General features: G+C 65.6%; 16 protein-coding genes. 12 read left to right on the top strand and 4 right to left on the bottom strand.

All coding sequences use genetic code 11. The features are described 5' to 3' along the window. Positions 1–110 precede the first annotated feature (110 nt). The 4 genes from BMY06_RS18815 to BMY06_RS18830 all read left to right on the top strand — a co-directional run bounded on the left by BMY06_RS18815 (position 111) and on the right by BMY06_RS18830 (position 5,991). A complete protein-coding gene (locus BMY06_RS18815; RefSeq protein ID WP_074984592.1) occupies positions 111–1,070 on the top strand; it encodes a hypothetical protein in 960 nt (319 codons plus the stop codon). A gap of 72 nt (positions 1,071–1,142) precedes the next feature. Next, positions 1,143–2,351: a beta-barrel domain-containing protein gene (locus tag BMY06_RS18820; protein ID WP_074984537.1), complete on the top strand. Its 1,209-nt coding sequence runs from the start codon at positions 1,143–1,145 to the stop codon at positions 2,349–2,351. A 2-nt stretch (positions 2,352–2,353) separates the two neighbouring features. After that, a complete protein-coding gene (locus tag BMY06_RS18825) occupies positions 2,354–4,465 on the top strand; it encodes a peptidase domain-containing ABC transporter (RefSeq protein ID WP_074984539.1) in 2,112 nt (703 codons plus the stop codon). A gap of 32 nt (positions 4,466–4,497) precedes the next feature. Next, entirely contained in the window at positions 4,498–5,991 is a 1,494-nt protein-coding gene (locus BMY06_RS18830; protein WP_244144389.1) for a TolC family outer membrane protein, read from the top strand. A 110-nt stretch (positions 5,992–6,101) separates the two neighbouring features. On the opposite strand, the gene BMY06_RS18835 is transcribed toward BMY06_RS18830, so the two are convergent. Continuing rightward, positions 6,102–7,295 carry a urate hydroxylase PuuD gene (locus BMY06_RS18835; protein WP_065060132.1) on the bottom strand — a complete coding sequence of 398 codons (1,194 nt, stop codon included), beginning with the start codon at positions 7,293–7,295 and terminating at the stop codon, positions 6,102–6,104. A gap of 244 nt (positions 7,296–7,539) precedes the next feature. Then, on the bottom strand, positions 7,540–7,893 hold the full coding sequence (gene uraH / locus BMY06_RS18840) for a hydroxyisourate hydrolase (RefSeq protein WP_065060131.1): 354 nt from the start codon (positions 7,891–7,893) through the stop codon (positions 7,540–7,542). Positions 7,894–8,163: 270 nt separating this feature from the next. On the opposite strand from uraH, the gene BMY06_RS38785 reads away from it, so the two are divergent. Together BMY06_RS38785 and BMY06_RS18845 are read left to right on the top strand one after the other, a co-directional pair. After that, positions 8,164–8,355, top strand: coding sequence for a hypothetical protein (locus BMY06_RS38785; RefSeq protein WP_065060130.1), 192 nt, complete (start codon positions 8,164–8,166; stop codon positions 8,353–8,355). A 153-nt stretch (positions 8,356–8,508) separates the two neighbouring features. Continuing rightward, positions 8,509–9,918, top strand: coding sequence for an 8-oxoguanine deaminase (locus BMY06_RS18845; RefSeq protein ID WP_074984541.1), 1,410 nt, complete (start codon positions 8,509–8,511; stop codon positions 9,916–9,918). A 63-nt stretch (positions 9,919–9,981) separates the two neighbouring features. Here the strand turns inward: BMY06_RS18845 and BMY06_RS18850 are convergent, their stop codons facing one another. Next, on the bottom strand, positions 9,982–10,914 hold the full coding sequence (locus BMY06_RS18850; RefSeq protein ID WP_065060128.1) for a LysR substrate-binding domain-containing protein: 933 nt from the start codon (positions 10,912–10,914) through the stop codon (positions 9,982–9,984). A 365-nt stretch (positions 10,915–11,279) separates the two neighbouring features. Between BMY06_RS18850 and BMY06_RS18855 the strand changes: the two genes are divergently transcribed. From BMY06_RS18855 to BMY06_RS18870, 4 genes are all read left to right on the top strand, one after another. After that, a complete protein-coding gene (locus tag BMY06_RS18855) occupies positions 11,280–12,902 on the top strand; it encodes an ABC transporter ATP-binding protein (protein ID WP_074984543.1) in 1,623 nt (540 codons plus the stop codon). A 66-nt stretch (positions 12,903–12,968) separates the two neighbouring features. Further along, a complete protein-coding gene (locus BMY06_RS18860) occupies positions 12,969–14,075 on the top strand; it encodes an ABC transporter permease (RefSeq protein WP_074984545.1) in 1,107 nt (368 codons plus the stop codon). Between the two features lie 88 nt (positions 14,076–14,163). Next, a complete protein-coding gene (locus tag BMY06_RS18865) occupies positions 14,164–15,093 on the top strand; it encodes an ABC transporter permease (RefSeq protein ID WP_065060126.1) in 930 nt (309 codons plus the stop codon). Positions 15,094–15,153: 60 nt separating this feature from the next. Further along, entirely contained in the window at positions 15,154–16,239 is a 1,086-nt protein-coding gene (locus BMY06_RS18870) for a BMP family ABC transporter substrate-binding protein (protein ID WP_065060125.1), read from the top strand. Between the two features lie 162 nt (positions 16,240–16,401). Here BMY06_RS18870 and BMY06_RS18875 read toward each other — a convergent pair whose 3' ends face one another. Beyond that, a complete protein-coding gene (locus BMY06_RS18875) occupies positions 16,402–16,611 on the bottom strand; it encodes a dodecin (RefSeq protein WP_065060124.1) in 210 nt (69 codons plus the stop codon). Between the two features lie 217 nt (positions 16,612–16,828). Here BMY06_RS18875 and BMY06_RS18880 point away from each other — a divergent pair, with 217 nt between their 5' ends. Then, positions 16,829–17,728, top strand: coding sequence for an NAD(P)-dependent oxidoreductase (locus tag BMY06_RS18880; RefSeq protein ID WP_074984596.1), 900 nt, complete (start codon positions 16,829–16,831; stop codon positions 17,726–17,728). Between the two features lie 213 nt (positions 17,729–17,941). After that, positions 17,942–19,534 (top strand): ABC-F family ATPase, encoded by a 1,593-nt coding sequence (locus BMY06_RS18885; RefSeq protein WP_065060123.1) that lies wholly within the window; start codon positions 17,942–17,944, stop codon positions 19,532–19,534. Positions 19,535–19,540 lie beyond the last annotated feature (6 nt).

A 19,540-nucleotide genomic window follows, 5' to 3' on the forward strand; every position in this document is an offset into this window, starting at 1 on the left:
TTAATCGCGTGAGTTGAGCAGGAGGGGCGCATGCCCCTTCTGCTTTCGACGTCACGGTCGCGCATGGACGGCGAGTCGCGTCGCCGCTCCATTGCATGCCGTCATTCACCATGCAAACATCACTCTCCGTCCTGCTGCGTCTTAACCGGCAACTGCGCTACCGGTTCGCCTGTGCGCGTCATGCGATGCGCCGCGCCGTGTTCGCGAGGCTGTCGTTCGCGGGTGTCGAGCGCGTCGCGTTACTGCGCTGGCTGATCGGCAGTCTGTTCGACGCACGCTCGCGCGCAAGCGGCATCGCGCGTTACGAAGCGGGGCGCACGGACGTCGGGCTTGCACGCCAACACGCGTTGCGCACGATGTCGGCGGATCTGCGTCAGCGTTTGCTCGATGAATGCCTCTATGCCGGTCGCGCGCTGCATCGCGACACGTGGCCGGATCTGCGTGCCGCCGGCGCGCACGTGGCGCAGCGCATCCGCGAAATCAAGGCGCGCGAACCGGGGCGGGCGGTCCTGCTTTCGCCGTTTCATCATGTTTCGCAGTACGCCAACATCTATGTGATCGACGAAGTGCGCAAGGCGCTTGGCCTCGCGTCCATTGCCGTCGTGTCGGGCGTGCCGCGCGACGTCTACGGCGAGGACGCCGCGATGATCCCGTCCGTGCCGGTGCTGTACACCTACGACAGCGACAGTGAGCAGCGCAACAGGCTTGGCTTGCGCGTGGCCCGCGCGTTGCGTCGTGACGGCGTGCTGGCGATCTTCGCCGACGCCGCGCCGTTTTCGCTCGCGAAATATCCGATGGAAACCGTCGGCGTCACGATGTCGGGGCGCGCCGCGCGCGTGCATAACGGTGTCTTTCGGCTCGGGGCGCCGATCGATGCCTGTTTGCTGCCGTTTTACCTGACGCTGTCGAACGGGCGTTTCGACGTTCAGGTGGGCGAGCCTGTCGACCTCGCCGCGTCAGACGCGCCGCAACGGCTCGCCGACGCCATCGACGCCGCGCGTCGCCACAACTATCCGGACTGGCTGTTCGCGGGCCATCCGTGCGGCTATCACTTCGCGCCCACGCGCTGAGCCGCGCATAACACGCTGTAGACGAATCACACGCATTGCCGGCACCGCCGGCAACGGGGACCTGATAACAAGATGGAATCGAAGCCTCTTCCCGAGTTTCGGGATATTCGCTGGCGCTGGATCGCCTATGCGTCGTCGGCGTTCGTCGTCGTGGCCTTGGTGCTGGCGTTCACGCACGAAGTCGAGCTCAAGCAGGATGTGCGCTGCGAAATCGTCTCGCCGGCCGAAATCAAGATTCAGGGCGAGACGGGGCTGGTCTCGGCGATCTACGTCGAACCGCCCGCGCATGTCGCTGCCGGTCAGCCGTTGTTCCGTCTCGAACGCGACATGTCGCTCGCCAACGACGGCACGCGCCGCGCGACATTCGACGCACAGGTGCGCGACGAAGAGCGCCGCGCCGCGGACGCGCTCTACACGCAACGACGTATCGACCTGAACACTCAGCTCGCGACCGCGCGCGCCAACGAGGCGAGCCGGCGCGCCGAACTCGCGCAGCTCGGCGAACAAGGCGCGCAGAATGCGCAACTGGTCGGCGAAGCGCAGAAGAAGCTCGCGCGGCTCGAATCGGTGTCCGACTACGTCGTGGCGGATCGAATCGAGCAAGCCCGCGCGGATGTGCATCAGAGCCGCATCGCGCGCGCGGAATCCGCTTCGCGCAGGCAGCAGACGCTGGCCGCGCTCGCCGACCTCCAGAATTCGCAGACCGCGCTCGCGGCGCAGTTGAAGGAACTCGACGCGAGCCACGCGCGCGATCTCCAGGAGGCCGACGCGCGTTTCGAGCAGAACCGCCGCGACGCCACCATTTCCGCGCCGAAGTCGGGCGTCGTCACCTTTTCGCGACTGGTTCAGGGCGCGATGCTGCAGCCGTCGGATATCGCGCTCGTCATCGTGACCGACACCTCGCAGCCTTTGCGCGCCGAGTTGCGCATTCCGTCGCGGCGGCGCGGCTTCGTGCGCGAAGGGCAGACCGTGCGCCTGAAATTCGACGCGTTTCCGTATGCGAAATTCGGTTCCTACGAGGCGCGCATCGATTCGATTTCGCGCACGACAGTGGGCACGGCGCCGCCCGCTCCCGCGAGCGCGGGCGCCGACAAAGCCGCCGCCACGCCGCCCGGCGACGAGTACGTTGCGTGGGTCACCTTGCGCGGCCGCACCTTCGATTACGGCAAGCAGCACTTCGACATCTTGCCGGGCATGCAGGCGAGCGCGAGCGTCGTGGTCGAGCGTCGCACGGTGGCCGAGTGGGTGCTCGAGCCGCTCTTCAAGATCGCGCGAGGTTGAGCATGCACGTTATCTACCAGAATGAAGTCGCGGAGTGCGGCTATGCGTGTCTCGCGATGGTGCTCACGCATTGCGGTCGAGCGACGGAGGTTCGCGAGCTGTCGGCACATCGGCCAATTTCGGCGAACGGCTTGACGCTGATGGATCTCTATGACGTCGCGACCGAGTTCGGCCTCGAAGTGCAGGCGTTTCGCTTCGAACCTCAGGATGTCGCGGATATCAAGCGCGGCTCGATCGTGCACTTCGGCGGCGCGCATTTCGTCGTCGTAGAACGTTGCTCGCGCAACTATGTGAAGTTGATCGATCCAGCGATGGGGCGGCGGCGCATCTCCATGGATACGTTTCTCGCCAACGTGTCGGGTTTCCTGATCGAGTGCGCGCCCACGCCCGCGATGCAGCGCATCGCCAGACGCTGGCGCGTGCCGGCCGCGCTCGCGCAATTGCGTGCCCTCAATCCGCAGATGCGCGGCCAGATCACAAAGATCCTTTTCGTGGCGCTCGGCAGCCAGTTCGCCGTGCTCGCGCAGCCGTATCTCGGCTCGTTCGTGCTCGATCACGTGGTCGCGGAAGACAACCTCAATCTGTTGAACGTGCTCGCGATCACCTTCGCGGGCATCTTCCTGGTAGGAGCGATCAGCCAGTACGCGCAGGGCGTGCTCGTCGAACTGCTGCACGCGCTGATGAGCGTGAACGCGACGCAGGGGCTGCTCGGCCATCTGCTGCGTCTGCCGGTTTCGTACTTCGAAAAACGCAACGTGGGCGATGTCTTCGCGCGCGTGAAGGCGCAGGACGAAGTGACGGGCTTCGCTTCGCGTTCGGTCGTCACGCTCTATATCGATCTCGCGGTCGGCCTGCTCGCGCTGGCGATGATGTTCGTGCAGAACCCCGGATTGTCATTCGTCGTGCTGGCGATCTTCGGGCTGTATGTGCTGGTTTCCGGCTTGATGTTCGCGTCGATGTGGGAAACGCACGCGCGCGTGTTCAACGAATCCGCGCGTTGCGACGACGCGCTGATCGAAACCGTGCGCGCCGCGCCGCTCATCAAGCTCTCGCAGGGCGAGACGCGCCGCGTCGCGCGCTTCATGGAGCAGTTTCGCAGTTACGCGTCGGTGCTGTTTCGCAGTACCCGGCTGTCCGCCACGCGCGACGCCGTGCTCAAGCTGCTCGCACACGCGGAGACGCTGGCCGTGACCTGGCTCGCGGCGAAGCTCATGCTCGCGGGCACGGTGTCGGTGGGCGCGTTCTATTCGTTCATGATCTACAAGTCGTTGTTCTCCGATCGCGTCGCGCACGCGATCAACACCGGTTTCGCGTACTTCATGCTGAGCGTGCCCGTCGCGCGCGTGGACGACATCACGCAGACCGAAACCGAGCGTTACACGCCGCTCGAAGATATGCACAAGACGGTCGAGGCGCAGCGCTTCGAACGCATCAGCGTGCGCGACGTGACGTTTGCGTATGGCGTGTCGGACCAGCCGGTGCTGCGCCACGCGAGTCTCGATATCGCGCGCGGCGACAAGATCGTCATCACCGGGCCGTCGGGCGCGGGCAAGTCGACGCTCTTCAAATTGCTCGCGGCGGCCGAGCAGGCGCAGTCGGGCGAGATTCTGCTCAACGGCATCGCGTGGCCGAATCTCGCGGTCGACGAAATCCGCCGACACGCGGTGCACATGCGCCAGGGCGACATCATCCTGCACGGTTCGATCGCCGATAACATCTCGCTTTTCGAAGGCAACGCCGACGAAAAGCGCATTCACGCGCTGCTCGAAGCCGTGGGCCTGCTCGACGACGTGATGCGTCTGCCGATGCGCACGCGCACGGTCATCAGCGATTCGCTGGCGAATATTTCGGCGGGGCAGCGTCAGCGGCTGCTGCTGGCGCGCGCGCTGTATCAGCCGCGCGAACTGCTGCTGCTCGACGAACCCACGTCGAATCTCGATCCGCTTGCCGTGCGGCGGATCGCGTCGCTGTTACGGCGGATCGAGCGCACCGTCGTGGTGATTACGCACGATGTCGCGATGGCCGAGGGCTTCGATCGCCACTATCGGCTGATCGACGGGGCGTTCGTGCCGGTGGATCGCGCGCAGGCGGAAGCCGCGATGGAGTCGGCGTGATGGCGGCTTCCGGCTCGAAACGATTGGTCTGCGTGACACGTACATGGACGTGCGCGTTGTCGGTCGCGCTGACGATGCTGACATCGCCAGCCGCGCACGCCGCGGACCTGCTCGGCGTGGTGGAAGACACGCTCGATCACGACGCGACGCTGGCCGCTTCGCGCGACGCGTACCGCGCGGCCATGCAGGCGGTCCCGAAGGCGCGCGCGGGCCTGATGCCGCGCGTGCAGGGCGGCTGGGGCCGCGCGTACAACGGCATCGTGATGGAAGACTTTCCCACTCAGCACTACTGGCAGAGCGGCTGGACCGTTTCGCTCGTTCAGCCGATTTTCGACTGGTCGCTCTGGACCGCGTATCGTCAGGCGGATTACGTGGTCGCGCGCGGCAAGCTGGAGACGGCGAGCGCGACGCAGGACGCGATCCTGCGCGCGGCGCAAGCCTATTTCGATGCGCTCGCCGCCGAGGACGAACTGGCGCGCGCCACCGCCTATCGCGCTGCGCTCGATACGCATTACGCGCAGTTGGTGCGCGCGAAGGCGGCGGGCGAGGCCACGCTCGTCGATCTGCGCGAAGCCGAATCGAGCCGCGCGCAGGCTCAGGTGCAATGGCTCGATGCGCAGAGCCAGGCGAGGCTGACGCGGCTCGCGCTGGAGCGGCTGACCGGTAAGCCACCGGGCGCGCTTGCCGTGTTGCCAGCGCAGGTCGCACCACCCGCGCTCGCACCCGCCGACGTCGAACCGTGGGTCACGCAGGCGCAAACCCGTGCGTACGCGGTGCAGATCGGCGAGATGGCGTTGCAGGTCGCGAAGTTCGATACGCAGAAGGCGCAGGCCGCGCATTATCCGAACGTTTCGCTGCAAGTCACGCATACGCCGGCGGGTGCGGGCGGCGGCTACTCGCGTCCGACCACCACCACGACCGGCATGCTGCAAGTGACGATCCCCGTGTTCTCGGGCGGCGAAACCACGGCGCTCACGCGTGAAGCGCAGGCGCTCGAGGACAAGGCGCGCGATGAACTCGAAGCCGCCGTGCGCGACGCGGCGGCGAACGCGCGCGACGGCTGGCTGCGCGTGAACGCGGGTGTCGAGCGCAGCCAGGCGCTCGCGCAGTCGGCGCGGCGCGCGCAGGACGCGCTGGACGCCACGCGGATCGGTTTTCGTGCGGGTAGTCGCACGAGCGTCGACGTGCTTCGCGCGACCGACGCGCTCTATGCGAGCCAGCGCGATCAGATCCGCGCGCGCTACGACACGGTGCTCGCCTTGCTCAAGCTGCTGGCCGAAGCCGCGATTCTCGATCTCGATGAAGTGGGGCGTCTCAACACGCAGTTGTTCGGCCGTGAAGGCGAGGGCAAGACGGTCGACGTGCCCGCGCCGATGAGGGCGACGACGATCGTCGAAGCGCACACGGCAGAGCCCGCACGGCTGCCGGAAAAAGCCGCATCGCCGGAAACAGCGCCTTACGCGCGACGCCCGATGAGCGCCGCCGAGATGGCTCCGGCCGCATCGGTTTCCGGCGCAGTCTGGTAGCCATTTACACCGGCGCAACAAGCAAGAAAGCAAAGAAAACGCAAAGGCCCGAAGCATCGTCTGCTTCGGGCCTTTGCGTTTGACCGGTGACGCGCGCAGGCGTCATGCGCTTACTGTTTTGCGCCGCCCTGGAACCACATCGCGATCTTCTGGCGCTCGTCGTCCGTCATATGCGTGACGTTGCCGAGCGGCATCGCCTTGAGCGTCACCGCCTGCTGATACAGACGCTGCGCGTTCTGCGAGATTTCATCGGGCGTATCGAACATCACGCCGGCGGGCGCAGCGCCCATCATCGTCGGGTGGGCCGAGTGGCAGCCCGCGCAACGTTGCTGAAGAATCGGCTGGATGTCGCCGACCTTGAGCGTCGGCGCGTTCGCCGCTTCGGCTTGCGGCACGACCGGGCGCGGCAGCGTCCACACCAGCGCGACGAACATCAGCGCCACGCCGCCGATCGGCAGATACCAGAGCTGCTGACCGCGATGACGCATCACGAAGAACTGGCGAATCAGCGCGCCGGCCAGCATGATCACCACGAGCACGGCCCAGTTGTAGGTGTGTGCGTACGTCATCGCGTAGTGGTTCGACAGCATCGCGAACACCACCGGCAGCGTGAAATAGGTGTTGTGCACCGAACGCTGCTTGCCGCGCTTGCCGTAGATCGGGTTCGGCACTTCGCCCTTGAGCATCGCGGCGACCATCTTGCGCTGGCCCGGGATGATGACGAAGAACACGTTCGCCGACATGATCGTCGCCAGCATCGCGCCCATGATCAGATACGCGGCGCGGCCCGAGAAGATGTGGCAAGCGAGGTACGCGGCGATCACCACGTAAAGGCCCACGCATACGCCCAGCAGGCGGTCTTTCGTGCCGAGCAGGCGGCACAGCGAGTCATAGACGATCCAGCCCGCGGCGAGAAAGCCGAGCGCCGAGAAGATCGCCACGACCGGGCCCATGTCGAGCACGTTCTTGTCGATCAGATACGTGTTCGGCGCCATCAGATAGAGCACCGTGAACAGCGACGCGCCCGAGAGCCACGTCGTGTACGAAGGCCACTTCGACCAGTGCAGGTCGTCGGGCATTTCGGGCGGCGCAACCGTGTACTTCTGCATGTTGTAGAAGCCGCCGCCGTGCACGTGCCACAGTTCGCCGAACACGCCGCGACGGCGCTGGTTCGGGTCCGTCGGCGGTTTCAGGCTGTTGTCGAGCGCGACGAAGTAGAACGATTCGCCGATCCAGGCGATCGCCGCGATGACGTGGAACCAGCGCAGCGCGAGGTTCAGCCAGTCAGTGATAAAGCCTTCCATGAAACTCCTCCACTTCTGATTCGTGACGCGCGCTGGGCATCGTCCTGGGATCGATGCGCCGTCGCGCGCGGACTGCGGGGCTGGACGCCATGCAAAGAGGCGGCGTCGTGCAGGCAGGGCGCTCCAGTGCGCTCCACGGCGATACAGCGCCGTTGCCTCGACGTTGAATGTGTCTAGCCGCTGTCTTTGCGGTCCGTCTGTTGTTGTGTCTGTATCGTCTGCGCGATGCCGAAAAACGGCGCGCCTAGCTGCCGCGATACGTGCTGTACGCCCACGGCGAGACGAGCAGCGGCACGTGGTAGTGCGCGTTGACGTCGGCGATACCGAAGCGCAGCACCACGCGATCGACGAAGCGCGGCTCCGGCACCTTCACGCCGAGCGCCGCGAAGTAATCGCCCGCATGGAACACGAGTTCGTATTCGCCCGCGGCGAGCGCGACGCCTTCGAGCAGCGGTTCGTCGCAGCGGCCGTCGTGGTTGGTGGTCACGGTCTTCAGCGCCCGGCGTGCCTCGCCGTCGAGCGCATGAAGTTCGACCTTGATGCCCGCGCCGGGACGGCCGTTCGCGGTGTCGAGCACGTGGGTAGTCAGCTTGCCCATTCGCAGTTTTCCTTGTGTTTTGCTGGTGTCTTTGCGAGCTTGCGGCGGCAGCCCGATCCCGGAATTCGGTGCGGCGGATCGAGGCTCCACGTCGCTGGCGAGACAGTGGCTACATACCCGTCGGCGGATCGATGCGAGCGCCGTGAACGCATTTTAAGAACGATCGGGCCTCCAGCGCGCGAGCGATAGGAAAGATAATGCCGGCAGCATGAGCCTCGCGCGCCGCGCCAGTCCTGGCGGCCTTCCGGCGCGATCCAACCCGCATTTTCCATGCGGGTTTTCACCCATGAGTGCATCCTCGCACAGCCAAAAATCGACCTTTATATGCTGGGCGTGAATTCGGGTATCTCATTGGCGCGAATTGTCAGCATTTTTTTGACCGCCGAAGGTAGAGGTCATGCGCTGCCTCGCCGGCTGAACGGCGGGCGGCGCATCCCGAAGACGGCGCTGCGCGCCGGGTAACCGGGCCAGCGGCGTCCTTGCGGGGATGCGTCGGCACCGGTTTCCGGCTCGGCGGCGCGTGCGGCAGGGACGTCTGTCAACACCCAGGGCCAGGGCCCGAACGCCGCGGCACAGCAGGGCCGCCGCGGCACGACAACGGAGCGAACAGACACGATGGAACCCACGAACCGCACGACGAACGGCATGGCGCGCGAATCCGGCAAGGGCAAGACCCTGCTGGTGAAGAACGCCGACATGCTGGTGACGATGGACGGCGCGCGCCGCGAGATTCGCGGCGGCGGCCTTTATGTCGAGGACAACCGCATCGTCGCGGTCGGACCGACGGCGGAATTGCCGTCCGACGCCGACGACGTGATCGACGCCACCGGCCATCTCATCACGCCGGGCCTCGTCAACACGCATCACCACATGTACCAGAGCCTCACGCGCGCGCTGCCCGCCGCGCAGAACGCCGAACTGTTTGGCTGGCTCACGAATCTCTACAAGGTGTGGGCGAATCTCACGCCCGAGATGATCGAGGTGTCGACGCTCACGGCGATGGCCGAGTTGCTGCTGTCGGGCTGCACGACGTCGAGCGACCATCTGTACATCTATCCGAACGGCAGCCGTCTCGACGACAGCATCCGCGCGGCGCAGCAGATCGGCATGCGCTTTCATGCGAGCCGCGGCAGCATGAGCGTCGGGCAGAAAGACGGCGGTTTGCCGCCCGATTCGGTGGTCGAGCGCGAGGACGCGATTCTCGCCGACACGCAGCGCCTCATCGAGACGTATCACGACGAGGGCCGCTACGCGATGCTGCGCGTGGTGGTCGCGCCGTGTTCGCCGTTCTCGGTGAGCCGCGACCTGATGCGCGAGTCGGCGACGCTGGCGCGGCACTACGGCGTCTCGATGCACACGCACCTCGCGGAGAACGTCAACGACATCGCCTATAGCCGCGAAAAATTCGGCATGACGCCGGCGCAATACGCGGAGGATCTGGGCTGGATTGGCCCCGACGTCTGGCATGCGCACTGCGTGCAGCTCGACGATCACGGCATCGGCCTGTTCGGGCGCACGGGCACCGGCGTCGCGCATTGTCCGTGCTCGAACATGCGGCTCGCATCGGGCATCGCGCCGGTCAAGAAGATGCGGCTCGCGGGCGTGCCGGTCGGGCTCGGCGTCGACGGCTCGGCGTCGAACGACGGCGCGCAGATGGTGGCCGAGGCGCGTCAGGCGATGCTGCTCGCGCGCGTCGGTTTCGGCCCCGATGCGATGACCGCGCGCGAGGCATTGGAAATCGCCACGCTGGGCGGCGCGAAAGTGCTGGGGCGCGACGACATCGGCGCGCTGGCACCCGGCATGGCGGCGGATTTCGTCGCGTTCGATCTGCGTCAGCCGTCATTTGCGGGCGCGTTGCACGATCCGGTCGCGGCGCTGGTGTTCTGCGCGCCGTCGCAGGTCGCGTTGAGCGTGATTGGCGGACGCGTGGTGGTGAAGGAAGGGGTGTTACAGACCGTCGAACTGGGTCCGGTGATCGAGCGCCACAACGCGCTCGCGGCGCGGCTCGTGCAGGCGGCGCGTTAATGCTTCGGTGATGAGTTGAGCAAGCGCGAAGCGGCGCCGAACGCCGCTTCGCCTGGACATCGTTTAAGGCTTGTCGATCAGCGTCTTCGTCGCTTCGGCGACGAGGCCGCGCAACCAGCGCACTTCGTCCGAATAATGACAACGCTCGTGCCACAACTGGTAGTACTGCATCGGCGGGAAATCGAGCGGCGCGGGCACGACCGTGAGCGGCAGGAAGCGCGCGTAGTGGTCGGCGAACAGACGCGTGGTCGTGAACACGAGATCCGACTTGATCAGCACGTAAGGCGCGAGATTGAAGTACGGCAGCGTGACGACGACGTGACGCTTGAGACGCTCGCGCGCGAGATGCACGTCGATGGCGCCGCGCTGGCCCACGGAATAGGGCGTGGGCGCGAGATGCGGTGCGTTCAGGTACTGATCGAGCGTGAGCCCGCCGCGCTTGGCGAACGGATGCGTGTTGCTCATCAGGCAGACGATCTGGTCGACGAACAGATTCGAGAGGTGCAGTTGCTCGGGCGGCTCGGGCCAGTTGCCGATGACGATATCGAGCTTGCCTTCTTCGAGCGCGAGTTCGTAATCGAACGCGGGACCGAGCGAATGGAATTCGAGCGTGGCGTTGGGCGCGGCCTGGCGGAAACGCTCGACGACGGTGGGCACGAACAGCACGTTCAGATAGTCGGGGCAACCGATGCGGTAGCAGCGAATGGACGTAGCCGGATCGAAATTATGCTGCTGGAAACGGATGCGTTCGATTTCGCGCAGCGCGTTCTGCACCGGTTCGAGCAGGCGCAGACCGTATTCGGTCGGCACCATGCCCGACTTGCCGCGCACGAGCAGCGGATCGCCCGTGATGTCGCGCAGACGGCGCAGCGCGGCACTGATTGCGGGTTGGGACTGATTGAGCTTGACGGCCGCGCGCGTGACGCTGCGCTCCATCAAGAGGGTGTGCAAGACGCGCAAGAGGTACGTGTCGATCGCCTCGCGTTGCTGACTCATGAACTACTCTCCGAATTATATGTTTTGGCTGATCGAAAGGCTTCGTGGGTATATGTTTTTTAATATGGACAAAAAGGGCCGTCAAGGGCGGCTTATACCGACGCCGTGTGAAAGCCCGGCCCACGTTGGCGCACGTCGGCCAAATAACCGGTATACGCCTGTGAGGTCTGGACGACGAACATTTTTGATGTCTCGACGTTGGCAGGGCTAACAGGTATCGTCACCCGCGCAGCGGCGCTTCGCGCGGCGCGGAACGAACCGGCTGGCGCCTCCGAACAGGCAATCGATTTCCGCGATTCAGCCGCACTCCGGCCGCACCTCGGCCGCAATGCAGGCGCACGACAACGAACTACGGCACAACCTCCATGGGCGACTCTTCTTCCCGTCAAGCCAGCACGCCGCGACTCGCGCTTTTTGGCATCACGAAGCAATATCCGGCGGTGCGCGCCAACGACGATGTCACGCTGACCGTCGCGCCCGGCGAAATCCACGCCTTGCTCGGCGAAAACGGCGCGGGCAAGAGCACGCTGATGAAAATCGTCTACGGCGCGGTGCGCCCGGACGCAGGCGAGATTCGCTGGGAAGGCGAGCGCGTCGAGATCGCGAGTCCGGCGGCGGCGCGCAAGCTCGGCATCGGCATGGTGTTCCAGCATTTTTCGCTGTTCGAAACGTTGACGGTGGGCGAAAACATCGCGCTCTCGCTCGACGAAACGTTCGATCTGAAGGCGCTCGCAAAACGCATCCGCGAAGTGTCGGCGCAATACGGACTCGACGTCGATCCGCAGCGCCACGTGCACAGCCTCACGGTGGGCGAGCGCCAGCGCGTGGAAATCGTGCGCTGCCTGTTGCAGAACCCGCGTCTGCTGATCATGGACGAGCCCACTTCGGTGCTCACGCCGCAAGCGGTGCGCAAGCTGTTCGGCACGCTGCGACGGTTGGCGTCGGAAGGCTGCAGCATTCTCTACATCAGCCACAAGCTCGACGAGATTCAGGAACTCTGCGATACGGCCACCGTGCTGCGCGGCGGCAAGGTCACGGGCAACGTGAATCCGCGCGAGGAAACGCATGCTTCGCTCGCGCGCCTGATGGTGGGCCGCGAATTGCCCGATTACACGCGTCGTGCGCACACGCCCGGCGACGTGCTGCTCGACGTGAAGCAGCTTTCCATGCCGAGCGACGATCCGTTCGGTACCTCGCTCAAGGACGTGTCGTTCGGCGTGCATAGCGGCGAGATTCTGGGGATCGCGGGCGTGTCCGGCAACGGGCAGGCCGAGTTGCTCGCCGCGCTCTCGGGCGAAGCGCAGACCACGCGCCACGGCATGCGCGCCGACGCGGTGACGATCTGCGGCAAGCCGGCCGCACGCATGTCGGCGGGCGCGCGCCGCAAGCTCGGCTTCGCCTTCGTGCCCGAAGAGCGGCTCGGACGCGGCGCGGTGCCGGCGATGTCGCTCGCGGAGAACGCGCTGCTGACGGCGCATCGCGAAGGCATGGTGCGCTCGGGCTGGCTCAAGACCGGCGCGATGCGCGCGTTCGCCGAACGCTGCATCGGCGCATTCGACGTGCGCTGCGGCGGTCCCGACGCGCTCGCGCAAAGCCTCTCGGGCGGCAATCTGCAAAAGTTCATCGTCGGGCGCGAGATTTTGCAGGCGCCGAAGGTGCTGGTGGTCGCGCAGCCCACGTGGGGCGTCGACGTCGGCGCGGCGGCGTTCATCCGGCAGCAGTTGCTCGATCTCTCGGCGCGCGGCGTGGCGATTCTCGTGATCTCCGAAGAACTCGAGGAACTGTTCGATATCTGCGATCGCATCGCCGTGCTTGCGGGCGGACGTCTGTCGCCCGCGCGCCTCACCGGCGAGACGAACGCCGAAGAAATCGGCCGCTGGATGGCGGGACTGTTCGGCGAACGCGCGGAACAGAACGGGCCGCAGACGGGCCCGCAGAACGGTGGCGAGCCGCCCGCCGAACCGGCCGCGCCGACGGCGCACGCGTGAGCGGCGCGACACGACCTAACACGCCGCGCATACCGACAACGACGCAACGTTTCCGATTCCACCGCCATGATTTTTCCCTACCGACTCGAAGCCCGCACGACGCCGTCCCGCACGGTGCGCATTGCCGTGCCGCTGATCGCCGCGCTTCTCACGCTCGCGATCGGCTTTCTGATCTTCGGCCTCGTCGGACGCGATCCCTTGCAGGCGATGCACGCGTTCTTCATCGAGCCGCTGTCCAGCGTCAACGGCTGGAGCGAACTGCTGCTCAAGGCCTCGCCGCTGTGCCTGATCGCGCTGGGTCTCGCGGCGGGCTATCGCGCCAACGTCTGGAACATCGGCGCCGAAGGGCAGATGGTGCTCGGCGGCATCGCCGCCAGCGGCGTGGCGATCTATTTCGACCAGTCGACGGGCTGGTGGATCCTGTTCCTGATGATGCTCGCCGGCGTGCTCGGCGGCATGGCCTGGGCGGCGATTCCCGCGTGGCTCAAGAGCCGTTTCAACACCAACGAAATCCTCACGAGCCTGATGCTCACCTACGTCGCGACGCAATTGCTGATCTGGCTCGTGAGCGGTCCGTGGCGCGATCCGAACGGCATGAATTTTCCGCTCTCCGAAATGTTCAGCGGCGACGCGCTCTATCCGACCTTCGGCGGCGACTGGCACATTCACTGGCTGCGCGGCACGCGTCTGAACGCGTCGATCTTCCTGACGCTCGCGGCCATTCCGCTCGTCTGGCTGTTCATGCGCCGCAGCTTCGCGGGCTATCGGATGAGCGTGGGCGGTCTTGCGCCGCTCGCCGCGCGCTACGCCGGTTTCTCCGAGAAGAAGACCATCTGGACCTCGCTCCTGCTCTCGGGCGGCCTCGCTGGTCTCGCGGGCATGGGCGAGATCGCCGGTCCGATCGGCCAGTTGCAGGCGACGTGGTCGCCGGGTTACGGCTTCACGGCGATCATCGTCGTGTTCGTGGGGCGGCTGCATCCGGTCGGCATCGTGCTCGCCAGTCTGCTGATGGCGCTGCTGTATCTCGGCGGCGAAGCGGTGCAGACCTCGCTGCAACTGCCGCAGGCGCTTTCGGGCGTGTTCCAGGGCTTGCTGCTGTTCTGCCTGCTCGGCGCGGACCTGTTCGTGAACTACCGCATCCGTCGCCGCCATACCGTGGCGACGGCAGGCTGACACCGCCATCCGCGTCGCCTTTCGTCGCAACTAGCAACTCGCATCTCGCGCACTCGCCACACAACGCATCCGAAACAGGTCACACGACATGGATATCCAGCAAGCCAGCTCGCTCGCGTCGAGCGCCGTCACCGCCGCCATTCCGCTGATGTTCGCGGGCGTGGGCGAACTCGTCACGGAGAAGTCGGGCGTGCTCAACCTCGGCGTCGAAGGCATGATGCTGATGGGCGCCGTCACCGGCTACGCGGTCACGACGATCAGCGGCAACCCGTGGCTCGGGCTCGTGGCGGGCATGGCCGCCGGCGTGGCGATGTCGCTGCTGTTCGGCTTCCTCGTCCTCACGATGCAGGCCAACCAGGTCGCCACGGGACTGTCGCTGACGATCTTCGGCGTCGGTCTTTCCGCCTACGTCGGCAAGCCGTACACCTCGGCCGCCACCTCGGCGACGATAGCCGCGTGGCCGATTCCCGGGCTGTCGCATCTGCCGGTCGTCGGCCCGGCGTTCTTCAATCTCACGCCCGTCGATTACCTCGCGTTCGCCATGTTCGCGGTAGTCGGCTGGTTCCTCTACCGCACGCGTGCGGGACTCGTGCTGCGCTCGGTCGGCGAGTCGCCCCAAGTCGCGCATTCGGTGGGATTTCCGGTGATCGGCGTGCGTTACGGCGCGACCGCGTTCGGCGGCGCGATGGCGGGGCTCGCGGGCGCGTATTACTCGGTCGTGCAACTGCATCTGTGGCAGGAGCAGATCACGGCGGGTCGCGGCTGGATCGCGCTCGCGCTCGTGGTGTTCGCGACGTGGCGGCCGGGGCGTCTGCTGATCGGCGCGCTGCTGTTCGGCGCGGTCACGGGCGCGCAGTTCTACGCGCAGGCCGTGGGCGTGCCGGTGCCGACGCAGTTCCTCGCCATGCTGCCGTACGTGGCGACCATCGTCGTGCTGGTGCTCATCTCGCGCAATCCGAACACCATTCGCCTCAACGCGCCGGCCTCGCTTGGCAAGTCGTTCTTTGGCGCGGCTTGAAACATTCGACAACAACAGAAGCGCTCGCAGTTTCTCAATTCACGACCGGAGATCCACACAATGAAAAAAACCCTCCTGACCGCTTTCGCCGTCGCCGCCACGTGCGGCACGGCGGCGCTCGTCCCGGCCGCGCAGGCCGCCGATGCGCCGGGCGTCGCGTTCGTCTACCTCGGCAATCCCGGCGATGCCGGCTGGACCTACGCGCACGATCAGGGCTCGAAGGCCGCCGAACAGAAGTTCGGCAACAAGATCAAGATCACGCGCGTGGAGAACGTGCCGGAATCGGCGGACTCGGAGCGCGTGTTCCGCGATCTCGCGAGCAAGGGCAACAAGATCATCTTCGGTTCGAGCTTCGGTTATCAGGACTTCGAACTGAAAGTGGCGAAGGACTTCCCGGACACCGTGTTCCTGCACGCGACCGGCTACAAGAAAGCGCCGAACTTCGGCACCTATGATGTGCGCATGTATCAGGGCGCGTATCTCGCGGGCGTGGCCGCCGGTTATGCGACGAAGACCAACACGCTCGGCTTCGTGGCCTCGGTGCCGATTCCCGAAGTGGTCCGCAACATCAACGCGTACACGCTGGGCGCGCGTTCGGTAAATCCGAAGGTCCACACCAAGGTTATCTGGATCAACAGCTGGTTCGATCCGGGCAAGGAAAAGCAGGCCGCCGAAACGCTGATCGGGCAGGGCGCCGACGTGCTGCTGCAAAACACCGATTCGAGCGCCACGCTCGCGACCGCCGAAGAAAAGCACGTGCACGCGTTCGGCTGGGATTCGAACATGAAGAAGTTCGGCCCGCACGCGCATCTCGGCTCGGTCGAGGCGAACTGGGGCGTGTACTACGTCGCCGCGATCCAGCAGGTGCTCGACGGCAAGTGGAAGAACGATCCGGTCTGGTGGGGCATTCCGCAAAAGGCCGTCGATCTCGGCGACGTGAATACGGCCGATCTGTCCGCCGACGCGCAGAAGGCCGTCGCCGCGAAGCGCGAAGCGATCGCCAGCGGCAAGTGGGATGTGTTCACGGGCCCGATCAAGGATCAGACGGGCGCGGTCAAGGTCGCGGCGGGCAAGACGCTCACCGACCCGGAACTGCAACGCCTGAACTGGTACGTCGAGGGCGTGGACGGCTCGCTGCCGAAGTGATGGCGACACAAGCGGGGAAATGAGCGGCGGGGAAATGAGCGGCGAAATAAGTGCGGCGCGTTTCCTCAGATTATTTCGCGCTCAGGACGTGAAACGGCAGCGCGAGGCCCGAGGGCTTCGCGCTGCCGTTTTGTCTTTGGCCGCGTGACCGGCCGCGCGCGGCTAGTCGTCGATGCGCATGCCCACCTTGATCGTCACCTGCCAGTGCGAAATCTGGTCGTTTTCGATCAGGCCGCGCGTTTCCACGACCTCGAACCAGTGCAGATGACGCAACGTTTTCGACGCGCGCGTGATGGCGCAGCGGATGGCGTCGTCGCTGGACACCTGGGACGATCCGGTGAGTTCGATCTGCTTGTAGACATGGTCGCTCATGACAGTGTCTCCGTTGGGCACGGTTGTTCGGGGATGCGCCAATCGAGTATAGATACGGTTGCGTGCGGATGCGCGCTGAGGCGGCCAGGCCGCCGGTTATGATGGCGCCTCGCGGAATCCGCGTGCATTGCGCATGCCCGGTGCCGAAGCCGGAGCGACGTCAAGCAACGCCGTACCGCACATCACGACGAGCCACGCCACGCAGGAGACGAAGCACATGCAGGAGCAGGACAAAACCGAACTGGGATTTTGCGGCCCGGGATTGATGGGCGCGCCGATGATCCGCCATCTGCTGCGCGCGGGGCACGCGGTGAGCGTGTGGAACCGCACCGCCGCGAAGGCCGAAGCGCTCGTCGCCGACGGCGCGCGCGTGGCCGCCACGCCGCGTGAACTCGCGCGCCGGGCCGAGGTGGTGCTGCTCTGCGTCGCGGACGGCGCGGCGGTCGAGCAGACCGTCTTCGGCGACGACGGCCTGCTGGCCACGCCCGACGACGCGCGCCGCGTGCGCCTGATCGTCGATCATTCGAGCATTCCGCCGGGCCTCACGCGCGAGCTGGCCGAACGCGCAGCGGCGCTGGGCGTCGGCTGGGTGGATGCGCCGGTGTCGGGCGGCGTGGGCGGCGCGCAGGCGGGCACGCTCGCGGTGATGGCGGGCGGCGCGGCGCAGGACGTGGCGACGGTCGAGCCGGCGCTGGCCGCCTACGCGGCGCGGGTCACGCACATGGGCGGACCGGGCGCGGGGCAGACGACCAAACTCTGCAATCAGGCCATCGTGACCGCCACGGTCGCGGCGATCGCCGAAGCGGTGAGCCTCGCGCGCCGCAGCGGCATCGACGCCGCCAGGCTGCCCGATGCGCTCGCGGGCGGCTGGGCCGACTCCACGCTGCTGCGCACCTTCGTGCCGCGCATGACACAGGACGGGCTCGCGCCGATCGGCGCCCTGAAAACGTTTCAGAAGGACGTCGATACGGTCGCCGACGCCGCGCGCGAAACCGGCACGCCGATGCCGGTCGCGGGCACGGTGCAGCAATTGCTGCGTCTGGCGGAAGCGATGGGGCTCGCGCAGGCCGACTTCTCCGGTTTCGTCGACATTCTGCAGACGCCGCGTCAGGGCTGAATCCGGCGCTGAATCGGCGCTGAACCCGGTGCGCTGGGGGCCGGATGCGCGGACGAATTCCGGCCGTGCCACGCTCCGCAGCATGAATCTGCCACGAATTTCCCGTAATTTGCCGAGGCGCGGTCCTGTCGCCGGACAGGTGGCAGCCGCGCGCGAACTGGCATAACCTGCTAAAATTACAGGTTTTTCGTCGATCTACTTTCGGGACGCGCTGTGCTCTCTACCGCCAACATCACCATGCAATTCGGGCCGAAGCCCTTGTTCGAGAACATCTCGGTCAAATTCGGCGAAGGCAACCGCTATGGCCTGATCGGCGCGAACGGTTGCGGCAAGTCCACGTTCATGAAGATCCTCGGTGCCGACCTCGAGCAAAGCTCGGGCAACGTCATCCTCGAGCCGAACGTGCGCCTCGGCAAGCTGCGCCAGGATCAGTTCGCGTACGAAGACGTGCGCGTGCTCGACGTCGTCATGATGGGCCACACCGAAATGTGGGCCGCGATGACCGAGCGCGACGCGATCTACGCGAACCCCGACGCGACCGACGACGACTACATGAAGGCCGCCGACCTCGAGACCAAGTTCGCCGAGTACGACGGCTACACGGCCGAAGCGCGCGCGGGCGAGCTGCTGCTGGGCATCGGCATCGACACGGAATTCCATCAGGGCCCGATGAGCGCCGTGGCGCCGGGCTGGAAGCTGCGCGTGCTACTCGCCCAGGCGCTGTTCTCGAAGCCGGACGTGCTGCTGCTCGACGAACCGACCAACAACCTCGACATCAATTCGATCCGCTGGCTGGAAGATGTTCTGAACGAGTACAACTCGACCATGATCATCATTTCCCACGATCGACACTTCCTGAACCAGGTCTGCACGCACATGGCGGACATGGATTACGGCACGTTGAAGGTCTATCCGGGCAACTACGACGACTACATGCTGGCGTCGGCGCAGGCGCGCGAGCGTCAGGCCAATGCGAACGCGAAGGCGAAGGAACGCGTCGCCGACCTGCAGGACTTCGTGCGCCGCTTCTCGGCGAACAAGTCGAAGGCGCGTCAGGCCACCAGCCGTCTGAAGATGATCGACAAGATCAAGATCGAGGAATTCAAGCCCTCGTCGCGTCAGAACCCGTTCATCCGCTTCGAGTTCGAGAAGAAGCTGCACAACATCGTCGTGGTCGCGGACGAGATCACGAAGACCTACGAACGCCGCATCTTCAACAAATTCAACATCAGCGTGCAGCCGGGCGAGCGCATCGCGATCATCGGCGAAAACGGCGCGGGCAAGACCACGCTGCTGCGCTCGCTGCTGGGCAACGTGGCGGTCGACAACGGGTCGGTGAAGTGGGCCGAAAACGCGAACATCGGCTACATGCCGCAGGACACGTACGAAGAATTCCCGGCCGACGTCACGCTGATGGACTGGATCGACCAGTACCGCCAGGAAGGCGACGACGAGCAGTCGGTGCGCGGCACGCTGGGCCGTCTGCTGTTCAACGCCGATGACATCAAGAAGTCGGTCAAGGTGCTGTCGGGTGGCGAGAAGGGCCGCATGATCTGGGGCAAGCTGATGCTGGGCCGCCACAACGTGCTGCTGATGGACGAGCCGACCAACCACATGGACATGGAATCGATCGAGTCGCTGCAAATCGCGCTCGAAAAGTTCGAAGGCACGCTGATCTTCGTGTCGCACGACCGTGAATTCGTGAACGGCCTGGCGAATCGCATCATCGAAGTGAAGACCAACGGCACGATCAACGACTACAGCGGCAACTATGAGGACTTCCTGGCGAGCCAGGGTCTGCATTGAGCGCAG

This window comes from Paraburkholderia tropica, from assembly GCF_900109265.1.
In the GTDB taxonomy this organism is placed as follows: Bacteria; Pseudomonadota; Gammaproteobacteria; order Burkholderiales; family Burkholderiaceae; genus Paraburkholderia; species Paraburkholderia tropica.

Bases quoted from the DNA above. Each gene is read 5' to 3' on its own strand.
- BMY06_RS18815 (WP_074984592.1), top strand. From the start codon at position 111: ATGCAAACATCACTCTCCGTCCTGCTGCGTCTTAACCGGCAACTGCGC.
- BMY06_RS18820 (WP_074984537.1), top strand. From the start codon at position 1,143: ATGGAATCGAAGCCTCTTCCCGAGTTTCGGGATATTCGCTGGCGCTGG.
- BMY06_RS18825 (WP_074984539.1), top strand. From the start codon at position 2,354: ATGCACGTTATCTACCAGAATGAAGTCGCGGAGTGCGGCTATGCGTGT.
- BMY06_RS18835 (WP_065060132.1), bottom strand. From the start codon at position 7,295: ATGGAAGGCTTTATCACTGACTGGCTGAACCTCGCGCTGCGCTGGTTC.
- uraH (WP_065060131.1), bottom strand. From the start codon at position 7,893: ATGGGCAAGCTGACTACCCACGTGCTCGACACCGCGAACGGCCGTCCC.
- BMY06_RS38785 (WP_065060130.1), top strand. From the start codon at position 8,164: ATGCGGGTTTTCACCCATGAGTGCATCCTCGCACAGCCAAAAATCGAC.
- BMY06_RS18845 (WP_074984541.1), top strand. From the start codon at position 8,509: ATGGAACCCACGAACCGCACGACGAACGGCATGGCGCGCGAATCCGGC.
- BMY06_RS18850 (WP_065060128.1), bottom strand. From the start codon at position 10,914: ATGAGTCAGCAACGCGAGGCGATCGACACGTACCTCTTGCGCGTCTTG.
- BMY06_RS18855 (WP_074984543.1), top strand. From the start codon at position 11,280: ATGGGCGACTCTTCTTCCCGTCAAGCCAGCACGCCGCGACTCGCGCTT.
- BMY06_RS18860 (WP_074984545.1), top strand. From the start codon at position 12,969: ATGATTTTTCCCTACCGACTCGAAGCCCGCACGACGCCGTCCCGCACG.
- BMY06_RS18865 (WP_065060126.1), top strand. From the start codon at position 14,164: ATGGATATCCAGCAAGCCAGCTCGCTCGCGTCGAGCGCCGTCACCGCC.
- BMY06_RS18870 (WP_065060125.1), top strand. From the start codon at position 15,154: ATGAAAAAAACCCTCCTGACCGCTTTCGCCGTCGCCGCCACGTGCGGC.
- BMY06_RS18875 (WP_065060124.1), bottom strand. From the start codon at position 16,611: ATGAGCGACCATGTCTACAAGCAGATCGAACTCACCGGATCGTCCCAG.
- BMY06_RS18880 (WP_074984596.1), top strand. From the start codon at position 16,829: ATGCAGGAGCAGGACAAAACCGAACTGGGATTTTGCGGCCCGGGATTG.